15 protein-coding genes are annotated in these 22549 nt (G+C 37.6%); 3 read left to right on the top strand and 12 right to left on the bottom strand.

Going from position 1 to position 22549, the window contains the following annotated elements; all coding sequences use genetic code 11:
• Positions 1-111 precede the first annotated feature (111 nt).
• The 6 genes from J7W16_RS10645 to J7W16_RS10620 form a co-directional block, all read right to left on the bottom strand.
• Complete coding sequence (locus J7W16_RS10645) at positions 112-1455, bottom strand: HAMP domain-containing sensor histidine kinase (RefSeq protein ID WP_210597296.1); 1344 nt, start codon at positions 1453-1455, stop codon at positions 112-114.
• Positions 1452-2120, bottom strand: a complete 669-nt coding sequence (locus J7W16_RS10640) for a response regulator transcription factor (protein WP_210597295.1) — start codon at positions 2118-2120, stop codon at positions 1452-1454. Before J7W16_RS10640 ends, J7W16_RS10645 begins: the two co-directional genes overlap by 4 nt.
• A gap of 88 nt (positions 2121-2208) precedes the next feature.
• On the bottom strand, positions 2209-2391 hold the full coding sequence (locus J7W16_RS10635) for a hypothetical protein (RefSeq protein ID WP_210597294.1): 183 nt from the start codon (positions 2389-2391) through the stop codon (positions 2209-2211).
• A gap of 168 nt (positions 2392-2559) precedes the next feature.
• A complete protein-coding gene (locus J7W16_RS10630; RefSeq protein ID WP_210597655.1) occupies positions 2560-2727 on the bottom strand; it encodes a glycine zipper domain-containing protein in 168 nt (55 codons plus the stop codon).
• A gap of 125 nt (positions 2728-2852) precedes the next feature.
• Positions 2853-3392, bottom strand: a complete 540-nt coding sequence (locus J7W16_RS10625; protein WP_210597293.1) for a GNAT family N-acetyltransferase — start codon at positions 3390-3392, stop codon at positions 2853-2855.
• 226 nt (positions 3393-3618) lie between these two features.
• Positions 3619-6708: an efflux RND transporter permease subunit gene (locus J7W16_RS10620; RefSeq protein ID WP_210597631.1), complete on the bottom strand. Its 3090-nt coding sequence runs from the start codon at positions 6706-6708 to the stop codon at positions 3619-3621.
• 95 nt (positions 6709-6803) lie between these two features.
• Here J7W16_RS10620 and J7W16_RS10615 point away from each other — a divergent pair, with 95 nt between their 5' ends.
• On the top strand, positions 6804-7637 hold the full coding sequence (locus tag J7W16_RS10615; RefSeq protein ID WP_210597292.1) for a TetR/AcrR family transcriptional regulator: 834 nt from the start codon (positions 6804-6806) through the stop codon (positions 7635-7637).
• A 77-nt stretch (positions 7638-7714) separates the two neighbouring features.
• Here the strand turns inward: J7W16_RS10615 and J7W16_RS10610 are convergent, their stop codons facing one another.
• From J7W16_RS10610 to J7W16_RS10600, 3 genes are all read right to left on the bottom strand, one after another.
• Complete coding sequence (locus J7W16_RS10610; protein ID WP_246879958.1) at positions 7715-8533, bottom strand: ion transporter; 819 nt, start codon at positions 8531-8533, stop codon at positions 7715-7717.
• 157 nt (positions 8534-8690) lie between these two features.
• The gene (gene bioB, locus J7W16_RS10605) at positions 8691-9695 is read right to left on the bottom strand and encodes a biotin synthase BioB (protein ID WP_210597291.1); all 1005 of its coding nucleotides are present in this window, start codon (positions 9693-9695) and stop codon (positions 8691-8693) included.
• A 244-nt stretch (positions 9696-9939) separates the two neighbouring features.
• The gene (locus tag J7W16_RS10600) at positions 9940-10125 is read right to left on the bottom strand and encodes a hypothetical protein (protein WP_210597290.1); all 186 of its coding nucleotides are present in this window, start codon (positions 10123-10125) and stop codon (positions 9940-9942) included.
• Positions 10126-10580: 455 nt separating this feature from the next.
• On the opposite strand from J7W16_RS10600, the gene ltaS reads away from it, so the two are divergent.
• A complete protein-coding gene (gene ltaS / locus J7W16_RS10595; protein ID WP_210597289.1) occupies positions 10581-12581 on the top strand; it encodes a lipoteichoic acid synthase in 2001 nt (666 codons plus the stop codon).
• Positions 12582-12746: 165 nt separating this feature from the next.
• Positions 12747-13721, top strand: coding sequence for an aldo/keto reductase family protein (locus J7W16_RS10590; RefSeq protein ID WP_210597288.1), 975 nt, complete (start codon positions 12747-12749; stop codon positions 13719-13721).
• A gap of 123 nt (positions 13722-13844) precedes the next feature.
• On the opposite strand, the gene J7W16_RS10585 is transcribed toward J7W16_RS10590, so the two are convergent.
• The 3 genes from J7W16_RS10585 to J7W16_RS10575 form a co-directional block, all read right to left on the bottom strand.
• Positions 13845-14933: a GGDEF domain-containing protein gene (locus tag J7W16_RS10585; protein WP_210597287.1), complete on the bottom strand. Its 1089-nt coding sequence runs from the start codon at positions 14931-14933 to the stop codon at positions 13845-13847.
• 177 nt (positions 14934-15110) lie between these two features.
• Positions 15111-15923 carry a hydroxyethylthiazole kinase gene (gene thiM, locus J7W16_RS10580; protein WP_210597286.1) on the bottom strand — a complete coding sequence of 271 codons (813 nt, stop codon included), beginning with the start codon at positions 15921-15923 and terminating at the stop codon, positions 15111-15113.
• A 125-nt stretch (positions 15924-16048) separates the two neighbouring features.
• Positions 16049-22375, bottom strand: coding sequence for a pullulanase (locus tag J7W16_RS10575; protein WP_246879957.1), 6327 nt, complete (start codon positions 22373-22375; stop codon positions 16049-16051).
• Positions 22376-22549 lie beyond the last annotated feature (174 nt).

The following is a 22549-nucleotide window of genomic DNA, read 5'->3' as shown; positions in this document are numbered from 1 at the left end:
CAAAGAAGCTTAAAACCAACTACTTGTTATGTTTAAATTTCGTTTAAAAATCAGAAGGTCATTTAGTTACAAAAAAAGAGCGAATAGGCTGTCTTTCAACACCCTACTCACTCAAACCTTATGCTTCGTTATCGTAACTACTGTTCCTTTCGTTGACGAATCAATCTCCCATGACATCTCCATCTCCTTTATCATTAGTTCAACAATTGTTAGCCCAATACCAACGCCTGATTGATCAGTGGTTCCTTTCATTCCAGGACCCTTATCTTCGATCGTTATTGTCTTTCCTTTACAGGTTATTCGAATATATTTACCTGACTTGGCATGTCTTAACACATTTTGAAACAAATTATCTAATATACGTTCAAACCAGTTACGATCAATCTGCCAATAAACTGTCTCCTCAAATAAGGCGATATCAACAACAAATTGCTCCTTTTCAAAAAAAGGATACCAGGCTTTTAATGTCATACGTATGATTCGATTCACATCAACTTTTTCACGCTTTAATGTATATCTTCCTGAAGTTAACAATGTGTAAGAAAGAAGATTTTCTATCAACGTGTGTAAATGGTCAATCTTCTGGTCGATAATCGTAATCGAATCATTCCCCTCCATAGATAGCTCCTCTTTTTGTAATGAGTATGTATGTGCTCGGATCGTTGCAAGTGGTGTTCGGAGGTCATGAGAAAGGTTGGCAATCAGATCTTTTCTTAGCTTTTCCTCCTCCTGCTCTCGCCTTCTACTTGCAGTTAAACGATCGATCATTTGATTGAATGACTCCTCCAACGCACCGATTTCATCCATCTCCCCAACGACTACTTTATTAGGAATATCATGATGGTCTACTTCCATTGAGGATTGCAGTCTAACGATTCGTTTTCTGATTGAACGAAAAAATAACCAAGATAAGATTAAAAATAAAAATAGTAATAGTGCAACAACTGCAAAATAGATATATTCAAAATAATCATCTATTTGTTTAATCGGGTAATCCATATATGTTCGATCAATTTGCAAGACGACAAAGCCATCATTTGTGCTCTCACCTATGAAAGCAACGACCGTAAACGGATCTCTATCATAGCTAGCTTTCATAAAAGAAACGGTATAGCTTGGATCCCACACATCTGGAATGGACAATTCTTCATCCGAAATGAAACGAGTTTTCCCTTTCTCATCGATCCAAAACACATTCGCAGTTTTATACTGTTCCACCGTCTGTTCTAATGCAGCAATTAGCTCACTATCAGATAAAAGATCAAACCCCTTCGCCTTTGCATGCCAGCTCTCTTCTACTTCTTGACTATTATAGACGTCTAACTCATCCTGCTGAACAACAAGAGCAGGAATATAGACAAAGAGTGAGGCGATAGGAAAAGAAAGTGGAAGAATACACATCGCACTCAAAATTAACACCAAATGATTTGTTTGTAGCGTAAACCGTGGCTTCATTGTTTTAACCTATAGCCTATGCCACGAATAGTTTCAATAATTGTTGGTTTTGCCGGGTTCTTTTCAATTTTCTCACGTAAATAGCGAATATGGACCATCAACGTTTTGTCTCCTTCTAAATAAGTTTCCTCCCAAACCGACTCGTAGATTTGTTCCTTTGTCATAATTTGATTTCCGTGCTTTACTAAATAATCAAAAATATGCAGTTGCTTAGCGGTTAAGACAATTTCCTCTCCGATCTCGCTGTCAAACAACTGAAACTGCTTTGGTAGATAGGTCAAGTGCTGTACCTTCATTTCCGAGGGAATGATTCGGTCGAAGCGACGTAGTAATACCATAATTCTTGCAACTAACTCATCTGGATGAAACGGCTTCGTCAAATAATCATCCGCAAATTGAAGTCCCTCTAATTTATCATCAACCTGTGACCGTGCAGATAACATAATGACAGGAAGTTTAGGCAATGCTTTTTTTATCCGCTTCCCTATTGAAAACCCGTCTAGACCAGGTAACATCACATCAAGAATGACGATATCCGAATCCTCAGCATACCCTAATGCCTCTTCACCATCCTTTAGCCATTTCACCTTATATCCACGCTCAGTTAAGTCTTTGTTTACCCATGTTCCTAATTCGACTTCGTCCTCCACATATAAGATTTTCATGTACTTGAACCTCCTTTCTACTGTATAAAACGATAAGATACACTTTCAAGAGACATAAGAAAAGTGACCTAGGGGGTCACTTTTTCACTTAATACTCTTTTTTGCAATTCTTTAAATACTGAACTAACTTGACCGTACCTACTAAATTAAATATGACACTTGTTCCAAGGGAAGCGGCCCATAAAATTGAAGGTCCTGTTACTGATAATGCCACCAATAAGAAAGTCGTACCTAGAAGAACAAAAGCAATTCCCTGCAACATTTTGTTCACGTAAATCCTCCCACCCCTTTAAATTTTAACAGTATTTCCCTTATTTTTGTATAGTTTATTTATCACAGTTACCATGTTATACGCGTTTTTCAAGCAAACAAACATATTCCTCATAATGAACCAGGAAACAAATGAGAATACCCACCTTAACTAGTACATCTTTTCCGATTACTTATCTTGCTTCTCAGACTTTGATCCAATCGCAATACCTAAAACAAAACCAACAGCAACCCCTATTGCAATATTCCTTATTGCTATTCCGATAGCGACACCAATTGCTACGCCAACTAACATTCCATTTGCCATGTCCTTGTTAGAGTGTTCTTCGTCCTTCACCACAATAACCTCTTTTCCCTAGAAAGTCTCTCATTATTTTTCTACGAACGATTCTTCGAAAAGATTCAACAAAAAAAAGCCACCATACCTTTCGGTGACTTACTTGATTCATTCATACTGGGAATTTAAGAAGCTTTGTAGTCATCTTTAGTCACTCCATAGAAGTGAACATCAATCGGATTCCCATCTCGGATCACATGTTGCTTAAAGGTTCCTTCATGACACAAACCGCTCTTCTCCATAATTCTCCAAGATCCCGGGTTATGAACAAATGCCGCCGCCATTATTTTATTTAAATTTAATCTATCGAACCCATAGGTTACTAGCTTTTTGGTTGCCTCTGTACCAAAACCCTGATTCCAGTATGCTTTTCCTATCCAATAGCCAAGCTCAGCACGTTGATGATCTTTAGATATTTTCAAATTAATTACACCAATCAACTCATTCGATTCCTTTAGTTTCACCGCAAAAATAGCTATATCTCCTTTTTTCTCATCTTCTAACATTTTCTCGATAAACATTCCAGCTGAATCCTTGGGGTACGGGTGAGGTATTGTTGCTGTTGTTTTTGCTACATCGACATCTGATGCTAGCTCTTCAATTCGAGCGGCATCTGACAATTGTAAAGATTGTAATAGCAAACGATTTGTTTCGAGTTGAGTCATTATGGGTCACTTCCTAATTAGAAAATTTTACTAATTTTAATACAACAATTGGTTGAGGTCAATAGGATTTTTTATGGGTTGTCTCAAGTCCATTCACTCATTAAATAGTGTAGACTATCTGTTGCAGCTAGTAAGTAATTTGTTTCAGAACAGATATCTTTTTAGCAACCTTGATCGTACAAAAAAGGTCCTACAGGAAGCGATTATCCTATAGGACCTAATTTATTTAGTTTTCTTCTACTTCCTTACGATTTTTCTTAAAGATCTTCGATAAGACTTCATAAACGATTGGAACAATAAGTAATGTTAACAACGTTGAACTCGTTAATCCACCAATTACGGTAATCGCAAGACCTTTAGAGATCAATCCTCCACCACCAGAACCAATGGCTAATGGAATTAACGCACCAATTGTCGCGATTGCTGTCATTAGTATTGGACGTAGTCTAGTTGCTCCTGCTTCTAGTACCGCTTCACGCATTCCCATTCCATCACGTTCCATATGAATGATTCGGTCAACTAAAACAATTGCGTTCGTTACAACGATTCCAATTAACATTAGTAGCCCCATCATTACTGGGACAGAAATCGTTTCCCCAGCAATTAATAAGCCGACAAATGAACCAATAACTGCAAACGGTAATGAGAATAGAATTGCAAATGGTGCAACACCTTCACGGAATGTAACAACAAGGATGAAATAGACAATTGCAATCGCTGCAACCATCGCGATACCAAGCTGTGTAAACGTTTCTTCCATGTCAGCGGCTACACCCGCTACCCCAACGGTAACTCCGTTAGGTAACTCAAGATTATCAATGGCCTCATCCACTTCAGTTGTTGCTGTTGAAATATCATCCCCAATGATTGTTCCTGAAACTGTTGCATAATATTCGCCTGCACTACGTGAAAGGGAGCTTAACGTTGTCCCCTCCTCGACCGTAACTAGCTCAGATAGTGGCATTGTTGTACCAAGTGCTGTTGGCACTTCTGTAGCTAGGATATCATCGATTGATTTCGGTTCTTCCGTTTCTTCTTGTTGAACAACAACCTCAAGGGTATTACCGTCATTTTCAACGGTTGTTAATACATCTTCAGTCGTTGTAGGACTTAAAATACCAATAATTTGACCTGTTGTTAAGCCATATTGAAGCACTTCGTCTTGTTCTACCTTAAATGTATATTCCACATATGGGTTCTCTGCACTTGAAGAAACATCCTCCAAGCCATCATTTTCACTCATCACTTCTTCTACCATAGCTACGGCTTCATTCAGTCTATCTAAATCTTCACTATAGAATGTGTAGCTAACTTCATTTGTTGACATTGACATCTGCGTGAAGTTCTGGCTCTGCCATTCACCTGTTTGATCAATATTCAACACATACTCTTCTATTTCCTCGCGTACTTCTGTGAAGTTTTCCATATCCGGATCGAAAATGAGGGACATAAGTGCACCATCTCCACCGCCACCCATCATCGCTGCCATTTGATCACCGCTGCCACTAGTGGTGATTGATAGTTGAACGATATCAATGTCATCACGTTTTAGTAGCTCTTCTTCGACCTCTTCAACATTCGCTATCGTTTCTTCTAGAACCTCACCAGTCATTGGTGTATAGGTCAGAGTCATCATCTTTTCTTCTTCACTACCCATAAAACTAAAGCCAATGAATGGTGTTAAGGCCAAACTACCTACTAGCAAAACAACTGAGATTAATGAAGTAATGATCTTATGATTAAGTGACCATTTCAAGATTCCCTTATACCAGTTTGCTAGTTTACCTACTTCTTCATGCTTACTTTCTGTTTTTTCACTGTATAATTTTTTCTTAAATAAATAGTGAGAGAGCGCAGGTACAATTGTCACTGCCACAATTAACGAAGCAACAAGTGCAAACGTCATTGTTAATGCGAATGGTAGGAACAACTCTCCAACCATCCCACCAACAAAGATTAGTGGTGCGAATACTGCAACCGTTACTAGCGTTGATGATAGAATTGGTTTGAACATTTCAATTGTCGCTTCACGAATTAAAGCCCGACCCGTTAGTTTCTCTTCCTTTAGATGCAGGCGGCGGTAGATGTTTTCTACGACGACAATTGAGTCATCAATAACACGACCAATAGCAACCGTAATCGCACCTAACGTCATAAGATTCAGCGTAATATCTAACCAGTTTAATAACAATAAAGCCATGAAAATCGAAACTGGAATCGAAACGATTGATATAATCGTAGATTTGAAATTCCGTAAGAATAATAGGATGATTAATACCGCAATTATTCCACCGATTATTGCTTTTTCAACCATCGTATGAATGGATTTCTCAATTGGTTCACCTTGATCTAGTGTTACATCAATCATGAGTCCTTCTGTGTTAGCCTGCTCCTCTTCAGCTAACTCTTTCACACTGTTTACCACTTCAACCGTGTTTGCTTGCTGTCCCTTGATAATCTGAACGGCAATCGCGTCTTCCCCGTTGGTACGCGAGATAGACTCAACCTTACCAACAACCTCAATCGAAGCGATATCTCCAAGCTTTACGAATGGTGAGGGATTGGCTTCAGTAGGTGTAACAGGAATAAGCATTTCCTTTAACTCTTCTGCAGTCATGAACTTCCCATCTACAGATACCGCTTGTTCGCCCTCTTCAAATTCGAAGAGACCTAGCGAAACATTCAAATCACTTGCTTGGATCATTTGCTTGACAGCATCTTCTGTAAGCTCAAGCTCAGCCATCTTTGATTCATCATAGGTTAGTTCCACTTCTTCAATATGCTGCCCAGTGATTGACGCAGAAGCCACCCCATCGATGCTCTCAATTTTATGAAGTAACCCACCTTCTACTGTTTCAGTAAGATCAACAATATCTCCTGTTGAACTACTAATGCTTAGTGCAACTACCGGCATCATATTCATGCTAAATGTTGAAACTGTAGGTGTTTGCACAGCGTCTGGTAGACTCACTGCGTCTAACGCAGATTCTAACTCTCGTTGTGCTTCTTCCATGTCCTCCCCATATTCATATTCAACTTGGATACTCGCCATGTTAGAATACGAGTTAGAGAAGACAGTTTTTACACCTTCAAGACCTTCTAATGCTGATTCTAAAGGGATGGATACATCCTCCATCACTCGCTCAGGTGTTGCTCCTGGATATACTCCCGTTACCATTAAAAATGGAATGGATATATCTGGGATTGTTTCTGTTTTCATCTGTGTACCTGAATACATACCAGTTACAGTGATAATGATCGTTAGCAACCATACTGCTAACTTATTTTTCAAGACAAAATTGACTAAACCTTTCACCATTACACCTACCCTTATTTGACTTGTTACACTCAATTACTTATACTAATGACTAGACGGTCATTTGTCAACAAGATGATACAGGAGTGACTAAAATGATAAAAAAACAACTTATTATGGAAAAAGCATTGGAACTCTTTGCAAATCAAGGGTTTGAATCTACTTCTATACAACAAATAACCGAGCATTGTGGGATTTCCAAAGGATCCTTTTATTTGTCCTTCAAGTCAAAAGACGAGTTAATCCTCGCATTAATGGACCATTTCATGATGCAATTTATCTCGAATATTGACTACACAGTCAGAGAAACTAGAAATAACGCAGATCTACTATACAAATTTTATTATGAAACCTTTCAATCATTTCATCAGCATGCTGATTTTGCTAAGATTTTTATTAAAGAGCAAACTCAGTCATTTAACAAAGAGCTTATTCAAAAGACCATGAACTTCGATCAATTAGTCGGAACGATTATTTTGTCGATGGTAGAGCGTTTGTACGGTGAAAATGTACAGCATACTAAACATGATTTAGCGCATATTATTAAAGGATTTATAAGAATACACTCTGAGTTATTATTAATTTATAATTTAGAACTAGACTTAGATCTACTAACTCGTTCACTTGTAGAAAAAACAAATATCCTAGCAGAGCATATGACCACGCCATTCATTTCCAAAGGTTTTTTCCAACAGCTCAAGTATCCATTAGATGAACACATTACAAAGGATCAATTGATTGAAATAATTGAAGAAAGGCTTAATGATATAGAAGATACTATTGAAACAGAATCACTCCATTTACTAAAACAAGACTTACTTGAGCCTGTTTACAGTCGTGCCATTATAAAGGGGTTAATTGAAAATATCAAAGATCATTCAGAATTTACATGGATTTCCATTTTACTTCGTAAGCATTATGATTTTTAGGACATCTAGCCCTTGATAGAAAGAAAAAACATCCACCATTGAGTAGAGGTACTCAGGTGGATGTTTCACATTACAAGCTATTTCTTTTCAAGTAAAATCTGCTTAATCTCCTGTATATCTTTCTTTAATTCCTGATTCTCCCTAAATAATTGATTCATTTGTTCCTCTCGTACATTATCATCATCTTGTCCTAAATAGCTTAAAATTACCGCTACGACGAGATTTAAGATGACGAGGGCACCGATGATGATAAAGGAAACAAAATACACCCATGCCCATGGGACTTCATGCATAATAGGTCTAGCCACCTGGCTTGCCCATGACTCAAACGTCACAACCTGCAGCAAGGTGAACAGCGAACTATGAAAACTCCCAAAAAATTCAGCCGGTAGAACATCGCTAAAAAAGGTTGTTCCGATAATTGCATAAATCGAGAAGATTAATATTGATAATCCCAAGATACCCATCAACGCTGGGACCGACTTAAGCAGGGAATCAATAATCTTTCGTAATGCAGGAATCGCCGGAATCATCCTTATCAAACGCAATACCCTAATTAATCTCATCACACTTACAAATGGCGTTGCGTAAAAGACCAAGCTTCCGACCACAATACTAAAGTCAAATATATTCCACTTATCAGAAAAATACGTCCTCGAACCGAGACCAATAATTTTTAGTACTAATTCAAGCACAAAGATCCAAACAATGATTTTATCGAGAGTAATTAGAAATTGATTTCCTGTTATGTACGTTTCAGTGATGATAATAAGCCCGTTAAACAAGATCAATCCAATTACAAAGGGTTGAAAATACTGATGCTCAACTATTCTCCTAACACTCTCTCTAAATGAACTGTTTTCTTGCCTCATTTTGTCATTATGTTTTCTATCCATTTTAACTATCCACATACCCTTTCACATAAAATACCTGCTACACACTAGTATACCAGTTTGGCGGGAAATGGACGATTGTTTTTCGTTCATTGGAATGAGATACAGATCTGAATTCATGTCAAATTCTATAGGTAGGAGTCTTTTATACAAAAAAATCCTATCCCTTCACCAAACTTGCTTTCATTTCCTCTACAGATTCCACCTCGAACCCGAGATCACGAAGCATCTTATGATCTAGCGATTCTTCTTGTCCTGCTGTTGTTAAGTAATCGCCTACAAAAATAGAATTGGCCGCATACAAACCTAACGGCTGTAAGGAACCTAAATTCATCTCTCGCCCTCCTGAGATTCTAATTTCTTTCGTTGGATTAATATAGCGGAACAAAGCTAATACTTTTAGACAGTAGCGAGGATTTAACTCCTTTACCCCTTCAAGTGGAGTACCGTCTATTGCATGGAGGAAATTCACTGGAATAGAATCAGCATCAAGTGCTCGTAAGCTAGTTGCAATATCAACGACATCCTGTTTTGATTCTTTCATACCAACAATCACCCCTGAACAGGGAGAAAGTCCAGAATCCTTTACTAGTTTAACTGTATTTACACGATCAGCATATGTATGAGAGGTTGTAATTTCTGAATGATGACTTCCTGACGTATTTAGGTTGTGATTATAGCGATCAACTCCTGCTTCTTTTAACCGCCTTGCTTGATCTGGCTTTAAAATTCCTAAACAGGCACAAATTTTCAAGCCATAGTTATCCTTAATCTCCTTAACCGCTTCAACAACTTGATTAACTTCCTTATTAGTAGGACCTCTTCCACTTGCAACAATACAGTACGTACCTACGTTCAACTCGAATGCTTTTTTCGCACCAGCTAGAATTTGGTTTTTATCTACCATTCTATAGGAAGAAATAGGTGCTTTTGAAATAGAAGATTGAGAGCAATAGCCACAATTCTCAGGACATAATCCCGATTTTGCATTCATAATCATATTCAGCTTTACTTTATTACCAAAATATCGCTTCCTGATTCGGTATGCCCCATGCATGAGCAAAAGTAGTTCTTCGTCTGAACACTTAAGTATTGAAAGTGCCTCATCATTTGTCAATTCTCCCCCAGCTAACACTCTTTCTGAACACTCTAACCACTGATTCATTAAACCTCTCCTTTATATAGTAGTTTTTTAAAAATAAACATCAATAAGATGAATATTGTTAACCTAATTAAAATAAAGTTTACTTTAAATCAACTAAATACGTCAACCTCATAATATATTAAGTTAACATTGGTTTTATAATAGATTATTTTCTAGCCAATCATCTGATTTTATTCTCGCATATATGATTTCAACCAATACTCTCTAAATAAAAAAAAGACTCCCAGCACTATGTACTGGAAACCTACTTTGTTAAGTCTGATCCTGATTGTGATTTTGTTGAAATTATGAGCGACCCGATTAAAAACATTAACCCTCCACTATAGCGAATTACTCGATTATTTTCATAATCTTCAAATACGACGACAGAGGATAATAAAATTAGGGCTCCTAAAACTGTCAAAATAACTCCTATGTATTTTTTCAGCATCAATTACACCCCCTCCAGTTCAGCAGTAACAAAAGAAAATTTCCCATCTAAGTAATTCTTCTACATTATTATCAGATTACTATATTTTACCAGATGGTGTAAACGGATTCATTCTCATAAAGAAATATCTGTTCTAAAAAAAATTTCAAATAGGTATTTACTTAATATGGAATATCGAGTATCCTTCAATAATGCTATAAATTTTATTAAATCTTAACATCATCTTTAAACAGTTTGTGTTTTGGTTTCTTAATTTATGTTAACCTTATTTTCTGGTGTTCGTTTAATGATTAATATTGTCACAGATTTACCATAGTTCTGGAAGTATATGTACCAAAATGGTTCCTTTTAGATGCTTGTCATGGTAAACTCTTTTTAATATTTATGTGAGGCTTTTGTAAATAATTTAATGCTCACTATTTTCAAGTTCGTTTTAAGAAGGATGGTTAGATAATATGAAAACTGAATTAATTAAAAATCAAAGGATCACGACTTCATTTGCGTTTTTCTTTTTTTGTGCAGTAGGTCTTCTATGGTTGAAGACCTACTTTGTTCAATTAACCCAATTTGAGTTAGGAATTGACAATGCTACTCAACAATTTCTCTTATTCTTAAATCCCCTTGGCTCTTCACTATTGTTCTTAAGTTTGGGGTTGCTTTTTAAGGGACGTAAACAGTATTTGTCAGTTATCATTATAGGTTTACTTATGTCCCTCCTATTGTATGCAAATGTACTCTACTACCGATTTTTCAATGACTTTATTACGTTACCAACATTGGCACAGACTCAGAATTTCGGAAATGTAAGTGGTAGTATTGCAACACTACTAAAGCCATGGGATATTTTCTTTTTTGCGGATGTGATTCTACTTATTATTTTGTTTTCAATGAAGTCTAATAGAATAGAAATAAAGAGAATCACTCGAATAAAAGTAGTTGCTTTAATTATGATTGCTTTAAGTATTTCTGGTATTAACTTAGCAATTGCAGAAAAAGATCGACCTGAATTACTAACAAGAGGTTTTGACCGCACCTATATTGTTAAATATTTAGGAATGTACAATTATACGATTTATGATGCTGTTGAAAGCACAAAGGCTTCTTCCCAAAGAGTTTTAGCTGATAGTAACGACATCACGATTGTCCGTGACTTCACTCAGAAAAACTATGCTGAACCTAATCCTGATTATTTCGGAATCGGTAAAGGAATGAATGTAATTTATGTTCATATGGAGTCGATTCAGAACTTCTTAATTGATTATGAGTTACACGGCGAGGAAGTCACACCATTTTTAAACTCGTTAACAAATGAAGAAAACACTCTTTACTTTAACAATTTCTTTCATCAAACAGCACAAGGAAAAACGGCTGATGCTGAATTTATGGTAGCTAATTCTCTTTATGGCCTCCCTCAAGGTGCCGCCTTTACAACAAAAGGGCTGAACACCTATCAAGCTGCACCAGCTATTCTTGGTCAGCAAGGCTATACTTCAGCTGTTTTACACGGAAACAATGGAACGTTTTGGAACCGGAATGAGATTTATAAATCACTAGGATATGATAAGTTTTTCGATTCTAGTTACTACGAGATGAATCCAGAAGACTTGGCTGATTATGGATTAATGGATAAACCATTTTTCGAGCAATCTAAAGCTTATTTGAATTCATTACCGCAACCGTTTTATGCGAATTTCATTACTGTTACACATCATTATCCATTTACGATTGATGAAGAAGACGCAACAATTGCCAAGCATACGACAGGAAGCAAAACCGTTAATAATTATTTTCAAACTGCTAGATATGCAGATGAAGCTCTAGAACAATTTTTCAATGATCTAAAAGAAGCTGGATTATATGATAATTCTATTATCATTATGTACGGGGATCATTACGGTATTTCCACTAATCACAATAAGGCAATGGCAGATGTCATTGGTAAAGAAGTAACACCTTTTGAAAGTGCAGGTTTACAACGCACACCGCTATTTATTCGAGTACCGGGTATGGAAGGTGGTTTGAACGAGGAGTACATGGGACAAATTGACCTTCTCCCTACTCTTCTTCACCTCTTGGGTGCGGAGACAAAAGATTATGTTCATTTCGGAACCGATGTATTATCAGACAAGCACAATGATCTGATTCCGTTTAGAAATGGAGATTTTGTTAGCCCAACGATCACGTCAGCTGAGGGGATTTATTATGACTCAACGACTGGTATTGAGTTAGAAGAAGATCGATTTGAGGAAGCTCAGCTCTTGCAAGATAAGGTTCAAGAAACCTTGGCACTTTCGGATATGGTTGTAAATGGCGATTTGCTTAGGTTCTACACACCAGATCATTTCACTCCTGTTGATCGAACCGATTACAATTATATTCGGGTCTATCATGAGGATACGGATGGGTTTGGCGAGCAGAATAGCGATCCAATTCTAGGAAATGAACGTATTAGATAATACCTAATTAGCAAAAGGACAATTGATTTTTTCAATTGTCCTTTTTATTTTGTTGGCTTTATGATAATGAAACAAGGAATTCCACTTCCATTTCTCGAAATATATTATGTTGTTTAATTTCATTAATTTGTGTAGAGTTAATTCTTAAAGGATGGTGCATGTAAATTGAAATATAGACGTGTAGGAAATAGCGGTATTAATGTAAGTGAAATTGGTCTAGGTAGCTGGCTTACATATGGTACAGCCTCTGAGCAAGCGGCTGCTGATGCTTGTATTCAACAAGCTTTTGAAAGTGGTATTAATTTCTTTGATACAGCGAACGCTTACAATAATGGGGCTGGTGAGGAAGCTTTGGGTTCCGCTCTCAGACCATACAATAGGTCAAGCTACGTTCTTTCAACAAAAGTATTTTTCCCGATGGGAGAAGGTCCTAATGATCGAGGACTTTCAAGAAAACACATTATTGAACAATGCGATGCAAGCCTTAAACGATTAGGTGTGGACTATATAGATATTTATTTTTGTCATCGCTATGATGACCAGACACCTACTGAAGAAACACTTCGTACTCTTGATGATCTTACTCGCCAAGGTAAAATTCTATATGCAGGTGTAAGCGAGTGGAGTTCATCGCAAATATCCGAGGCAGCTCGAATAAGAGACCGACACAACTTATATCCGCTTATTTCAAATCAACCAATATACAATATGTTTGAACGATATATTGAGAATGAAGTATTGGAAGTAAGCCACTCTGAAGGAATCGGACAAATCGTATTTTCACCACTTGCTCAAGGAATATTAACTGGAAAGTACAAACCAGGAAAGAATATCCCACAAAACAGTAGAGCCGCTAACAATCATGTTAACGGTGTCATTAACAGCTATTTAAGAGACGACGTCCTTTCATGTGTCCAAGAACTAGACAATGTAGCAAAAGAACTCAATCTTTCTTTAGCACAGCTCTCATTAGCCTGGGTACTCAGACATAAAGGGGTTAGTTCTGCATTGATTGGAGCAAGTCGCCCTGAACAAATTATCGAAAATGTAAAAGCAGTTGAAGTAGAACTTAAGTCAGATGTTTTAGAAGAAATTGAAAACATATTAGCAAAAATAAAAGATTTTGCACCTCTTCGTTAATCTTTTTTTAGACATTAAAAAGGTCCTATTCCTACAGTATCTTAAAGGCCACTAAAAAAGGTGAAAACCTTACCTTTTTCAGTGGCCTCATCTGATAGTAGGAATGGGACCTTCTTAGAAGTTTTATTTAGAAAATACCACTTTGTTCTTTCCACTCCTCTTCGCTTCGTACAGAAGTGCATCTGCTTGTTTAAAAAGAGACAGCCTCGTTAAAGGATGTTGATAATTCTTTAACCCAATACTCACCGTAACTGCAGTCTCATTTAATTCACTATGTAAAATGGTACTAATATGTTGACGAGCTTGTTCCACAACCTGATACGCTTCTTCTAGGCTTTTATTTGTTAGAATAATTGCAAATTCCTCGCCACCATAACGTGCAACAATATCGTTTTCACTCACGTTTTGAACAATCGCTTCTGCCACTCGTCTAAGAACTATATCACCTACATTATGCCCAAACATGTCGTTAGTTCCTTTGAAATTATCTATATCTAAGATAGCTAGCTGAAGCTGCATTGAATACACCTTACTTTGCTCAACAAGATCCTCCAAATATTCATAAAACGTCTTATGATTGTACAACCCCGTCAAAGCATCAACCTTGGATAATCTTTCCATCATAGCACTTTTCGCGATCAACTCTTTTTCCTTTTCATTTGCTAGATGCAGATTTCTCAATACCTCATGACCTCTTTGCAAAATTGCTAGGAAAATTACATATCCAGCTACTAATCCTAGCAAATAGGATGAGAATTCGAACTCAGTAACCGATGCTCTTACTGAAGGAAGCAAATATACACTAATCAATGCAATAATATTAATGATGAAGCTAAATCGCAAACTCTTTTTCTCGAAAAAGATTAGTGCAACAGACATTGGTAATAATAACAGAACTTGTAGACCTGGAACAGAATCGTGAATAACGATAATAACTAAAGCAACCAATGTTCCAGTAACCATCAGTAACTTTGGACTATATATTTTCTTAATCGTTGTGAAGTAAATACATATCAACATCACGATCAATTGAAAACTTGTTGGCAACAGGATCTTCATGCCGATAAATTCCCATGGATCTTTAAGAGAAAAATAAATCGTTAATAACAACCCAATAAACTGGCCAAAGATTGTAATAGCAATTATCAACCAATAAAATTCGAGGATTTTTTTGGACCAGTATTTGTAGTCCATTCCTGACGTGTTGTTCAACTTGTCCATCCTCCTTATCAAATAGCCTAAATAGTTCATCCAGTACATATATCATACTACTTTTTTCCTATTTTAACTAGAGGTTGATATTGTCGAAAATTGTCTATTATAATTAGTTTCCAATAGAACGAGAAAAGGAACATCATCTTTTACGATTTTGCCCCTCTCACTTTCCACTTAGACTTTAATGATTTTTCCTAATTTACGGACATCCTCAGAGGAGACTTTGGACAATTGATTTAAAAATTCAATTTGAAAGCTTCCCGGTCCTTCTACTTCAGATTTCCTTGCAGCAATTTCGGCAGCTACCTCATAGGATACTAGAGCAGACAGGCTTGCCATGACTAAGTCTTTTTCAATTGCTGCAAAAGCACCAACAACCGAACTAAGTAAACAACCCGTCCCTGTGACCTTCGTTAAAATCGGATGGCCATTTTGCACGATGTATGTTGTGTCACCATCGGTAATCACATCTTCTTTACCAGTGATAACGATAGTCGTTTGTAACGCTTTCGCTGCGTTTCTTGCTAATACAACTGGATCTCCAGAGCCTTCTCCAGCATCAACGCCCTTAATCATCCAAGTTTCACCAATGACATTTGCGATTTCTGCAGCATTTCCTCTAATTATAGCTATATCTAGTTCCTTCACTATCTGACGAGCAGTCTTCGTACGGTATGGAGTTGCTCCTGCACCCACCGGATCAAAAATAATCGGGACTCCGTGCTCATTTGCCGATTTACCAGCAATTAGCATCGACTCTACTTCATCATAAGTTAGTGTTCCAATATTCAAAACAAGAGCACCAGCTATTTTAGCCATATCCGCCACTTCTTCTTTCGCATAAGCCATGACAGGTGATGCCCCTAATGCATATAAACCATTAGCGGTGAAGTTTGTTACAACAACATTTGTAATATTATGTACAAGAGGACTTTGCTCCCTAAGTCGTTCCAAAGAACGCACAGCATGTTCAATTTCAGTACTCATTAATTCAGCTCCTTTTGTTTTATTTGATCATATTGACTCGTATTGGTCAAACAGTTATAGCCGAATCTACTCAAATTTTTCAAAAAAGCCTTATCCTATTTTAAATAGGACAAGGCTTCATGTGTCTAGAGCATATTCTTTTTTCTGTTACTTACAAGTGCAACGACAAAACCAAATACTAGGATTAACAAGCCAAATAAAAGCCCGTTATACGTTGACGTCGCCGTGTTAGGTAAAACCTCAGATCCTTCCTCTGCTTCTAGTACAGTAAAAGTACTAAAATGAGTGGTTGTGGCAGTGACCTTTCCGTCCTTATAGCTACCACCTACAACCTCCCAATTGTTCGTTTCTTCGTTTAAATAAAAGACTTTTAGGGTGTCTAGAGACTTAACCGCGGTGGTATCAACAGTAAATATAAGTTCTATACCCTCTTCAAAGCTAGAAAGTTTTTCTCCATCATCTCCAACAAAAATCGTGAAATTATAAACTGAACTGATGTCATTATTGAATTGTTTTAGTCTTTTTAACTCAATCGTAATTTCCTCGTTAGGGAAGATCACTACCGGAATTGCCAACTCAACATGTTTATTCTTCAGTACAAGTTTACCATTTTTCTCTTTCAATGCTTTGATTTGTTCATTTGTTAATAAAACCTGTTCTACCTCATTATTTTCTGTGAGGTTTAATTCGAGTGTTCCATTCATTGTCATTTTTTCAATAAAATCATTTTTTATCTTCGCAATGTTTTCAGTTATATCAGGTTGAACAGTCACCAAATCCTCTTGCTTATTAGGACTACTAGGATTTTCCGGTGTTTCTGATTCACCTGGCGTTCCTGGTGCTGGTGTCTCTGGTCTTTCTGGCTCACCTGGCGTTCCTGGTGCTGGTGTCTCTGGTCTTTCTGGCTCACCTGGCGTTTCTGGTGCTGGTGTCTCTGGCGTTTCTGGCTCACCTGGCGTTCCTGTAGTCGGGGGTCCACCAACCTTTATAACAACAGTTGTCAAAGGTTCGATTATAATACTATTTGATGTCAGTTCGACACCTGATCTACTCGAAACTTCTACAGTTCCAGCTTCGTCGTTATCAACAATAATCGTACCTTGAGTTAAATCTTCCTCTAGTGTCAGTGTTCTTTGTGCATTATCCGCATTAATAAATGTATAGTAGGTTCCTGTCTCATCTGTTGAAACATTCTTAAATCCAATAATTAAATCCGTTTCTTTCATTTCAGGAGCTTCAATCAAAGTAACATTTGTATTTACTAAATCCATCGTTCCTAATCTAAATGCATTTGTCGATTTCCTTAATTTAATAAGTCCCGCTGTATATTCTCTAGTTGTATGATTTACGGGATACAAATTATCATCAGTTGCTTTAGACCAATCAAACATATTAATTGCATCAGAAGAATCATAGGAATCATGAATGAAATATCCGAATGAATTTCCATCTTCGTCAGTTAACTCATGATATTTCTGTTCAGGAACTCCTTCACCTTTCCACTGCTTCGTTCTCCCATATTCTTGACCTGCATGGATAAAAGCAGTTCCTTGTGACGTGAGCACCATCGCATTTCCGATTCTAATACGCTTATGAATTTCTAAATTATTTTCAGCTACCGATGGATCCTTTTTGATCGATTGTGCAATCACATCATACAATGGTAGATTATCATGGGCAGCGATATACTGAACCATATCACCCGGGTCATCTGAAGGTGTATTTGAAGGCTGTGCTTTGATGTTGTTAAAAATACTATCAATGTTTCTTGCACCGCCTGTGATAAACCTCGGCTCACCTTCTGAGCCAAATCCAGATTTCAGTTCGTTTCTTAGCTCATCTGAGAATACCCCAACACTATCAGTCTGATCCATCCAATCTTGGTCAGCACCCTTTCCTTCTAATTCAAGGTCTGCAAGATGTCCAGAAAAGGTTCTCCAACCCTCTCCTATGAATAATGCATTAGGATTAATTTCGGCAGCTGCATCGTATGCATTTTGTACAGCTTCATACGTGCCATCTCCCATCATATCCCATCTCATTCCATCAATTTTAAATTCCTCAAACCAATACTTAACTGAATCAATCATTAATTTTTCTGCCATCTTGTGATTTGTAGCAAGATTATTACCGAATCCACCTACAAAGTTTCCGTTCGCATTTTTCCAGAAGTAGTAATCTGGTACGATGTCCTCTAGTAGGCTTGACGAAGCCATATGTGTGTAAACATTATCAAGAACAACACCCATACCAGCATCATGGATTGCGTCAATAAGTTCTTTCAGTTCTTTAATTCTTAGTTCTGCATCTTCTGGATTCTCAGAATACGCACCGTCTGGAGTGAAATAATTATGCGGGTCATAGCCCCAGTTATAGTCATTATCTGCTGATGAATATTCTAATTCTCTTTCCCCCATGTTTGTTTCATTTCCGTAGTACCAAGCCATAACAGGCAATAGCTGAACATGCGTCACTCCAAGAGATTTAATATAATCAAGTTTATCAATGAAAGCTCTGTACGTACCCCATCTCTCTCCTAAATCTTCTTCAATACTAGGATCTGAAGTGAAATCTCTTACATGAACTTCCCAAATAATCGCATCTTCTCTTTGCTCATAGCCTTCAATGTTTGCAAAATCAAACCCTTCTGGATTTGTTTCAGCTAAATCTACAATTGCCGCTTTACCAACACTATCTCCGTCTTCACCAGTTTCTCCTGAGGAGCTAACTGTGAAAGGAGCCATCGATTTAGCATAAGGGTCTAATACCTTTTTCGTCTCTCCGTTATTTGTTACTTCATATTGATAATAGTAGCCCCGTAGATCTTTAACATCCAAATCTTTAGAAGTTATATCAACGGACCAAACCCCATGTTCACCTTTAGTTAAATTACGTACACCTATCTCAGTCGTTGGATCAGCTTTGTCATAGAAATTAACTACAACCTCACTCGCTACTGGTGCCCATAGCTTTAATGACACATGACCGTCCTCGTGATAAGTAGCACCAAGATCGTCACCATCATATTGATACATTTCGTCAAGCATTCTCCATCCAGCCTTTGCCGTAACGGTTTTTCCGCCAAATGTTACAAGATAAGGGGCTTTATTTGTTTCAAAAGCCGCCGTCACTTCAACGGTTTTGTCTCCTGTAATGGAGGCAGCTTCGACATTTACAGCTTTGCTATCTTTGTCAGTAATCTGAATCAAGTCGACTAATTCTTCCTCATTTAATCCCTCAGTCATTGTAAAACCAAGACGGATTTTAGAAGTAGACAGCAATTCACCTGTTTGCAATGCAATCGGTACTTCCCAGGCTGGTGATGTATAAACAGTATCATCCCCCTCTTTAATCCATAATCGATTGTAGCGATCTAGCAAAGAAAAACTCTTATCACCGTCAATATTTTCACCAGTAGCTCTATTTACGAGGAGAAAGCCTAATTTTTCTGCTCCCTCTGTTAATTCGACATCAACATATGCTCCGTAACGATCCATTTGTTCCTCATTAAAGGGAATGGCACCCATTGGCCAATTCTCGGAAGGTGCTACGACATCTTCCCAAACCCACACACCAAGATCGTTAAAAGCATTATCATCTCTATCGTAATGAATTCTCACTGTGTTTTCAGGTAGATCAACAGGCTCATACGTGAATACTTCATCTGATCCTTGTTTAATCCAAATTTCATTTATTCCTGAAGACAAATCAACAGCCTTATCCCCGCCTTCCTTTTCTCCACTAACTCGATCAACAAGAAGAAAACCGACTTTACCCGGGTCTTCTATTAATTCGACATCTACGTACGCACCGTAATCATCCGTTTGCTCCTTATTAAATGGAGTCGCTCCAGATGACCAATTTGTTGATGGCGTTGCTACATCATCCCACAGCCATAGACCAATCGTTTCAAAATTATTGTCTGCTCTTTCATAATGAACGCGTAATGTATTTTCAGGAATTTCTCCGGGGTCTACTACACTCGGTTCTCCAAATTCCCCATTTAATTGATAGACAGCAAAAGCATTACTATCTATTGTAATTCCTACTTTACCGTCTTCTGCACCATGTTCAACATCCGTTAATAGATTCGTTAACTTAACAGACTCGGCGGAAGAACGGTTATATAATTCTGCCAGATCGAAAGTTTTTGTTTCACTAGATTTGTTTAACACAACAAGATAGGTGCCATTTTTATCAGAACGTTCATATGCCATCACATCTTGTTCAACTAGTATGTCCTTGTATACACCATTACGTAATGTACTATGATCATTTCTCATTTCAATAATATCTTTGTAATGCTGAAGAAGATCTAAATCTTGCTCTCCGTCTTCCCATAGCATCATTTCTCTGTACCAACGATCCGCCCACTCGGTATAGTTCGAGTGATCCTGTGATTGCGACAAACCAACCTCTGTCCCGTAATAAATCACTGGTGATCCTGGTAATGTAAATTGAGCAACAGATGCTAACTTTAATTTTTCAACATCATTTTCAGCTGCATGAAGAAATCGAGGTACATCATGATTATCAAGGAATGACGTCATAATATATTCAGAGTGATACGTGCTAGCATTTTCTATAATCAAGTTATTTAAATCACGGAATGAACCGTCATTTGCAAAAACACTTTTAGCAGTGTCATGGAATCCAAAGTCAACAGCACCATCTAACTTTCCTGCGTATGAATTAATTTTCTCACGACTATCCCACACTTCACCAAAGATATAGGCATCCTCGTCCAACTGTTTAACAGCATGTCTGAAGTCTACCCAGTAGCTATAGCTTGGTCCTTTGGCATAATCTAATCGGAATCCATCGAAGTTTAATTCCTCCAACCAGAATGGAACGACGTCGTTTAGAATGTACTCACGTGTTTCTGGATGATCATTATTAAGTTCTGGCAATTCACCGATTCCTTGAAATGCGTTATATTCTGTCGGCCAATTTGTAAATGTGTACCAATCAAAATACTCACTTCCTTGATCCTTTTTTGCTTCTTGGAAGTAAGGATGGTGTTCAGAAGTATGATTCGGTACAAAATCATAAATAACCTTAAACCCTTTCGCATGTGCTTGATCAATTAACTCTTTCATTAATTCGATCGTTCCAAAATTCTGATCAATGTTTTTGAAATCAGCAGGGTGATAACCATGTGAATACGGACCCTCAAATACTGGCGAAAGCCATAATGTATCTACACCTAGTTCATCAAGGTAATCTAACTCTTGAATGACACCTTCAAGGTCGCCACCCATCCAGCCTTTTAAGCGTTCCTCTACCGGAAGACTTGTATTAACATCATAATTATTTTCAGTATTCCCATCTTTAAACCGATCAACGAATATATGATAAATCGTAGCATTCTTCGCCCAGTCAGGGGTTGCAAATGCATCTACATAATATGCGAATTCTGTTGCTTCAGCTGCTGTTTGACTATTCGTATCAGCAAATTGCGAGTTCGCACCAGCCTCGTCCCAAACATCAACCTTGTACTTTACTGGTGTTTCATTAGCTTGTGCTGGAATCACCCCAGTAAAAATCGTGGTGAAAAGGCCATTCTGATCCTCAGAAGATGACACTTCCATCGGTGCAAACGAACCAACAGTCGCTTCTCCTCTTTGTCCTTCCGGAGAGGAGCCATCAATAGTATAGTAGATTCCTCCATTCGTTATTGGACCGTAATGCTGAACTGTCGTTGTGATCGTTACTTCATCTGCACTACTTGGAATTGACGGTGCATATTGAAAATCATGAGATACATTTTTTGCAACTGGAATCGCTTTCCATTCAACTACTGTATCTTCATAAAGTGTTCCTTCAGCTGTAAATTCCGCTTGACGATTGTCAGAAACCGCTTCAGCAAATTTTTTATCACCTAAAGCGTACAAGTATGTAATTGTATCGCCAGCTTCACCAGCTAACTCAATACGCCATTTACCATCTTCAGTTTTATTCATTGGTGTTACTGTATAGTTAAAGCCGTTTAAACTAGACGCAACTGTCGGTGTGATCCAACCAGGCGTTTCTTCAGGAAGGGTGACTTCTAACGTAAGTCTTCCTGAATATTTCGTAGAATCAAAGCGAACATCAACTGCACGCTCGTTACTAGGATCAAAGAAAAAGTAATACTCTCCATCCTGAGGAGGGGTGAAAGTTAAGTTCTCTCCTTCCAACCAGGTTCCATCCATCACGAACTTAAATTCTACTGCTTCCCCTCCTTGTAGCGAGATCGGTTCACTGATCCACCTTTTCTCTTCAGTGTCATATACTAAAGGATTATTATCACTAGACCAATCAAGTGAATCAGCACTTCCTCTTAAAACAACACTGTCATATACTTGCTCCCCCTCTGCCGCATCGGCAATTTGAGCAATCGGTTGCACAAATAGAGAAAAAATAAGCGTGAACACCATCAATAAAGCTAAAAATCTCTTTCGACTATGCATTCTTTCATTCCCCCTTGATATTAATATATGCAATCGTTTTCAGATAACGCTTACATTATATTTTTGATTATATACTAATTTTTTTTATGAATCTAGTGCCTATTCATAAGAATAACAATTTAATTGTGCAACATTTTGTGCAATTAATGTGCAAACGTTTTTATTGAATTTCAG

The sequence above is a fragment of the Halalkalibacter suaedae genome, from assembly GCF_017939705.1.
Classification (GTDB): domain Bacteria; phylum Bacillota; class Bacilli; order Bacillales; family Bacillaceae_D; genus Halalkalibacter; species Halalkalibacter suaedae.
Note: the sequence above shows the minus strand (reverse complement) of the source record. Positions and strands in the feature narration are given on the sequence as shown.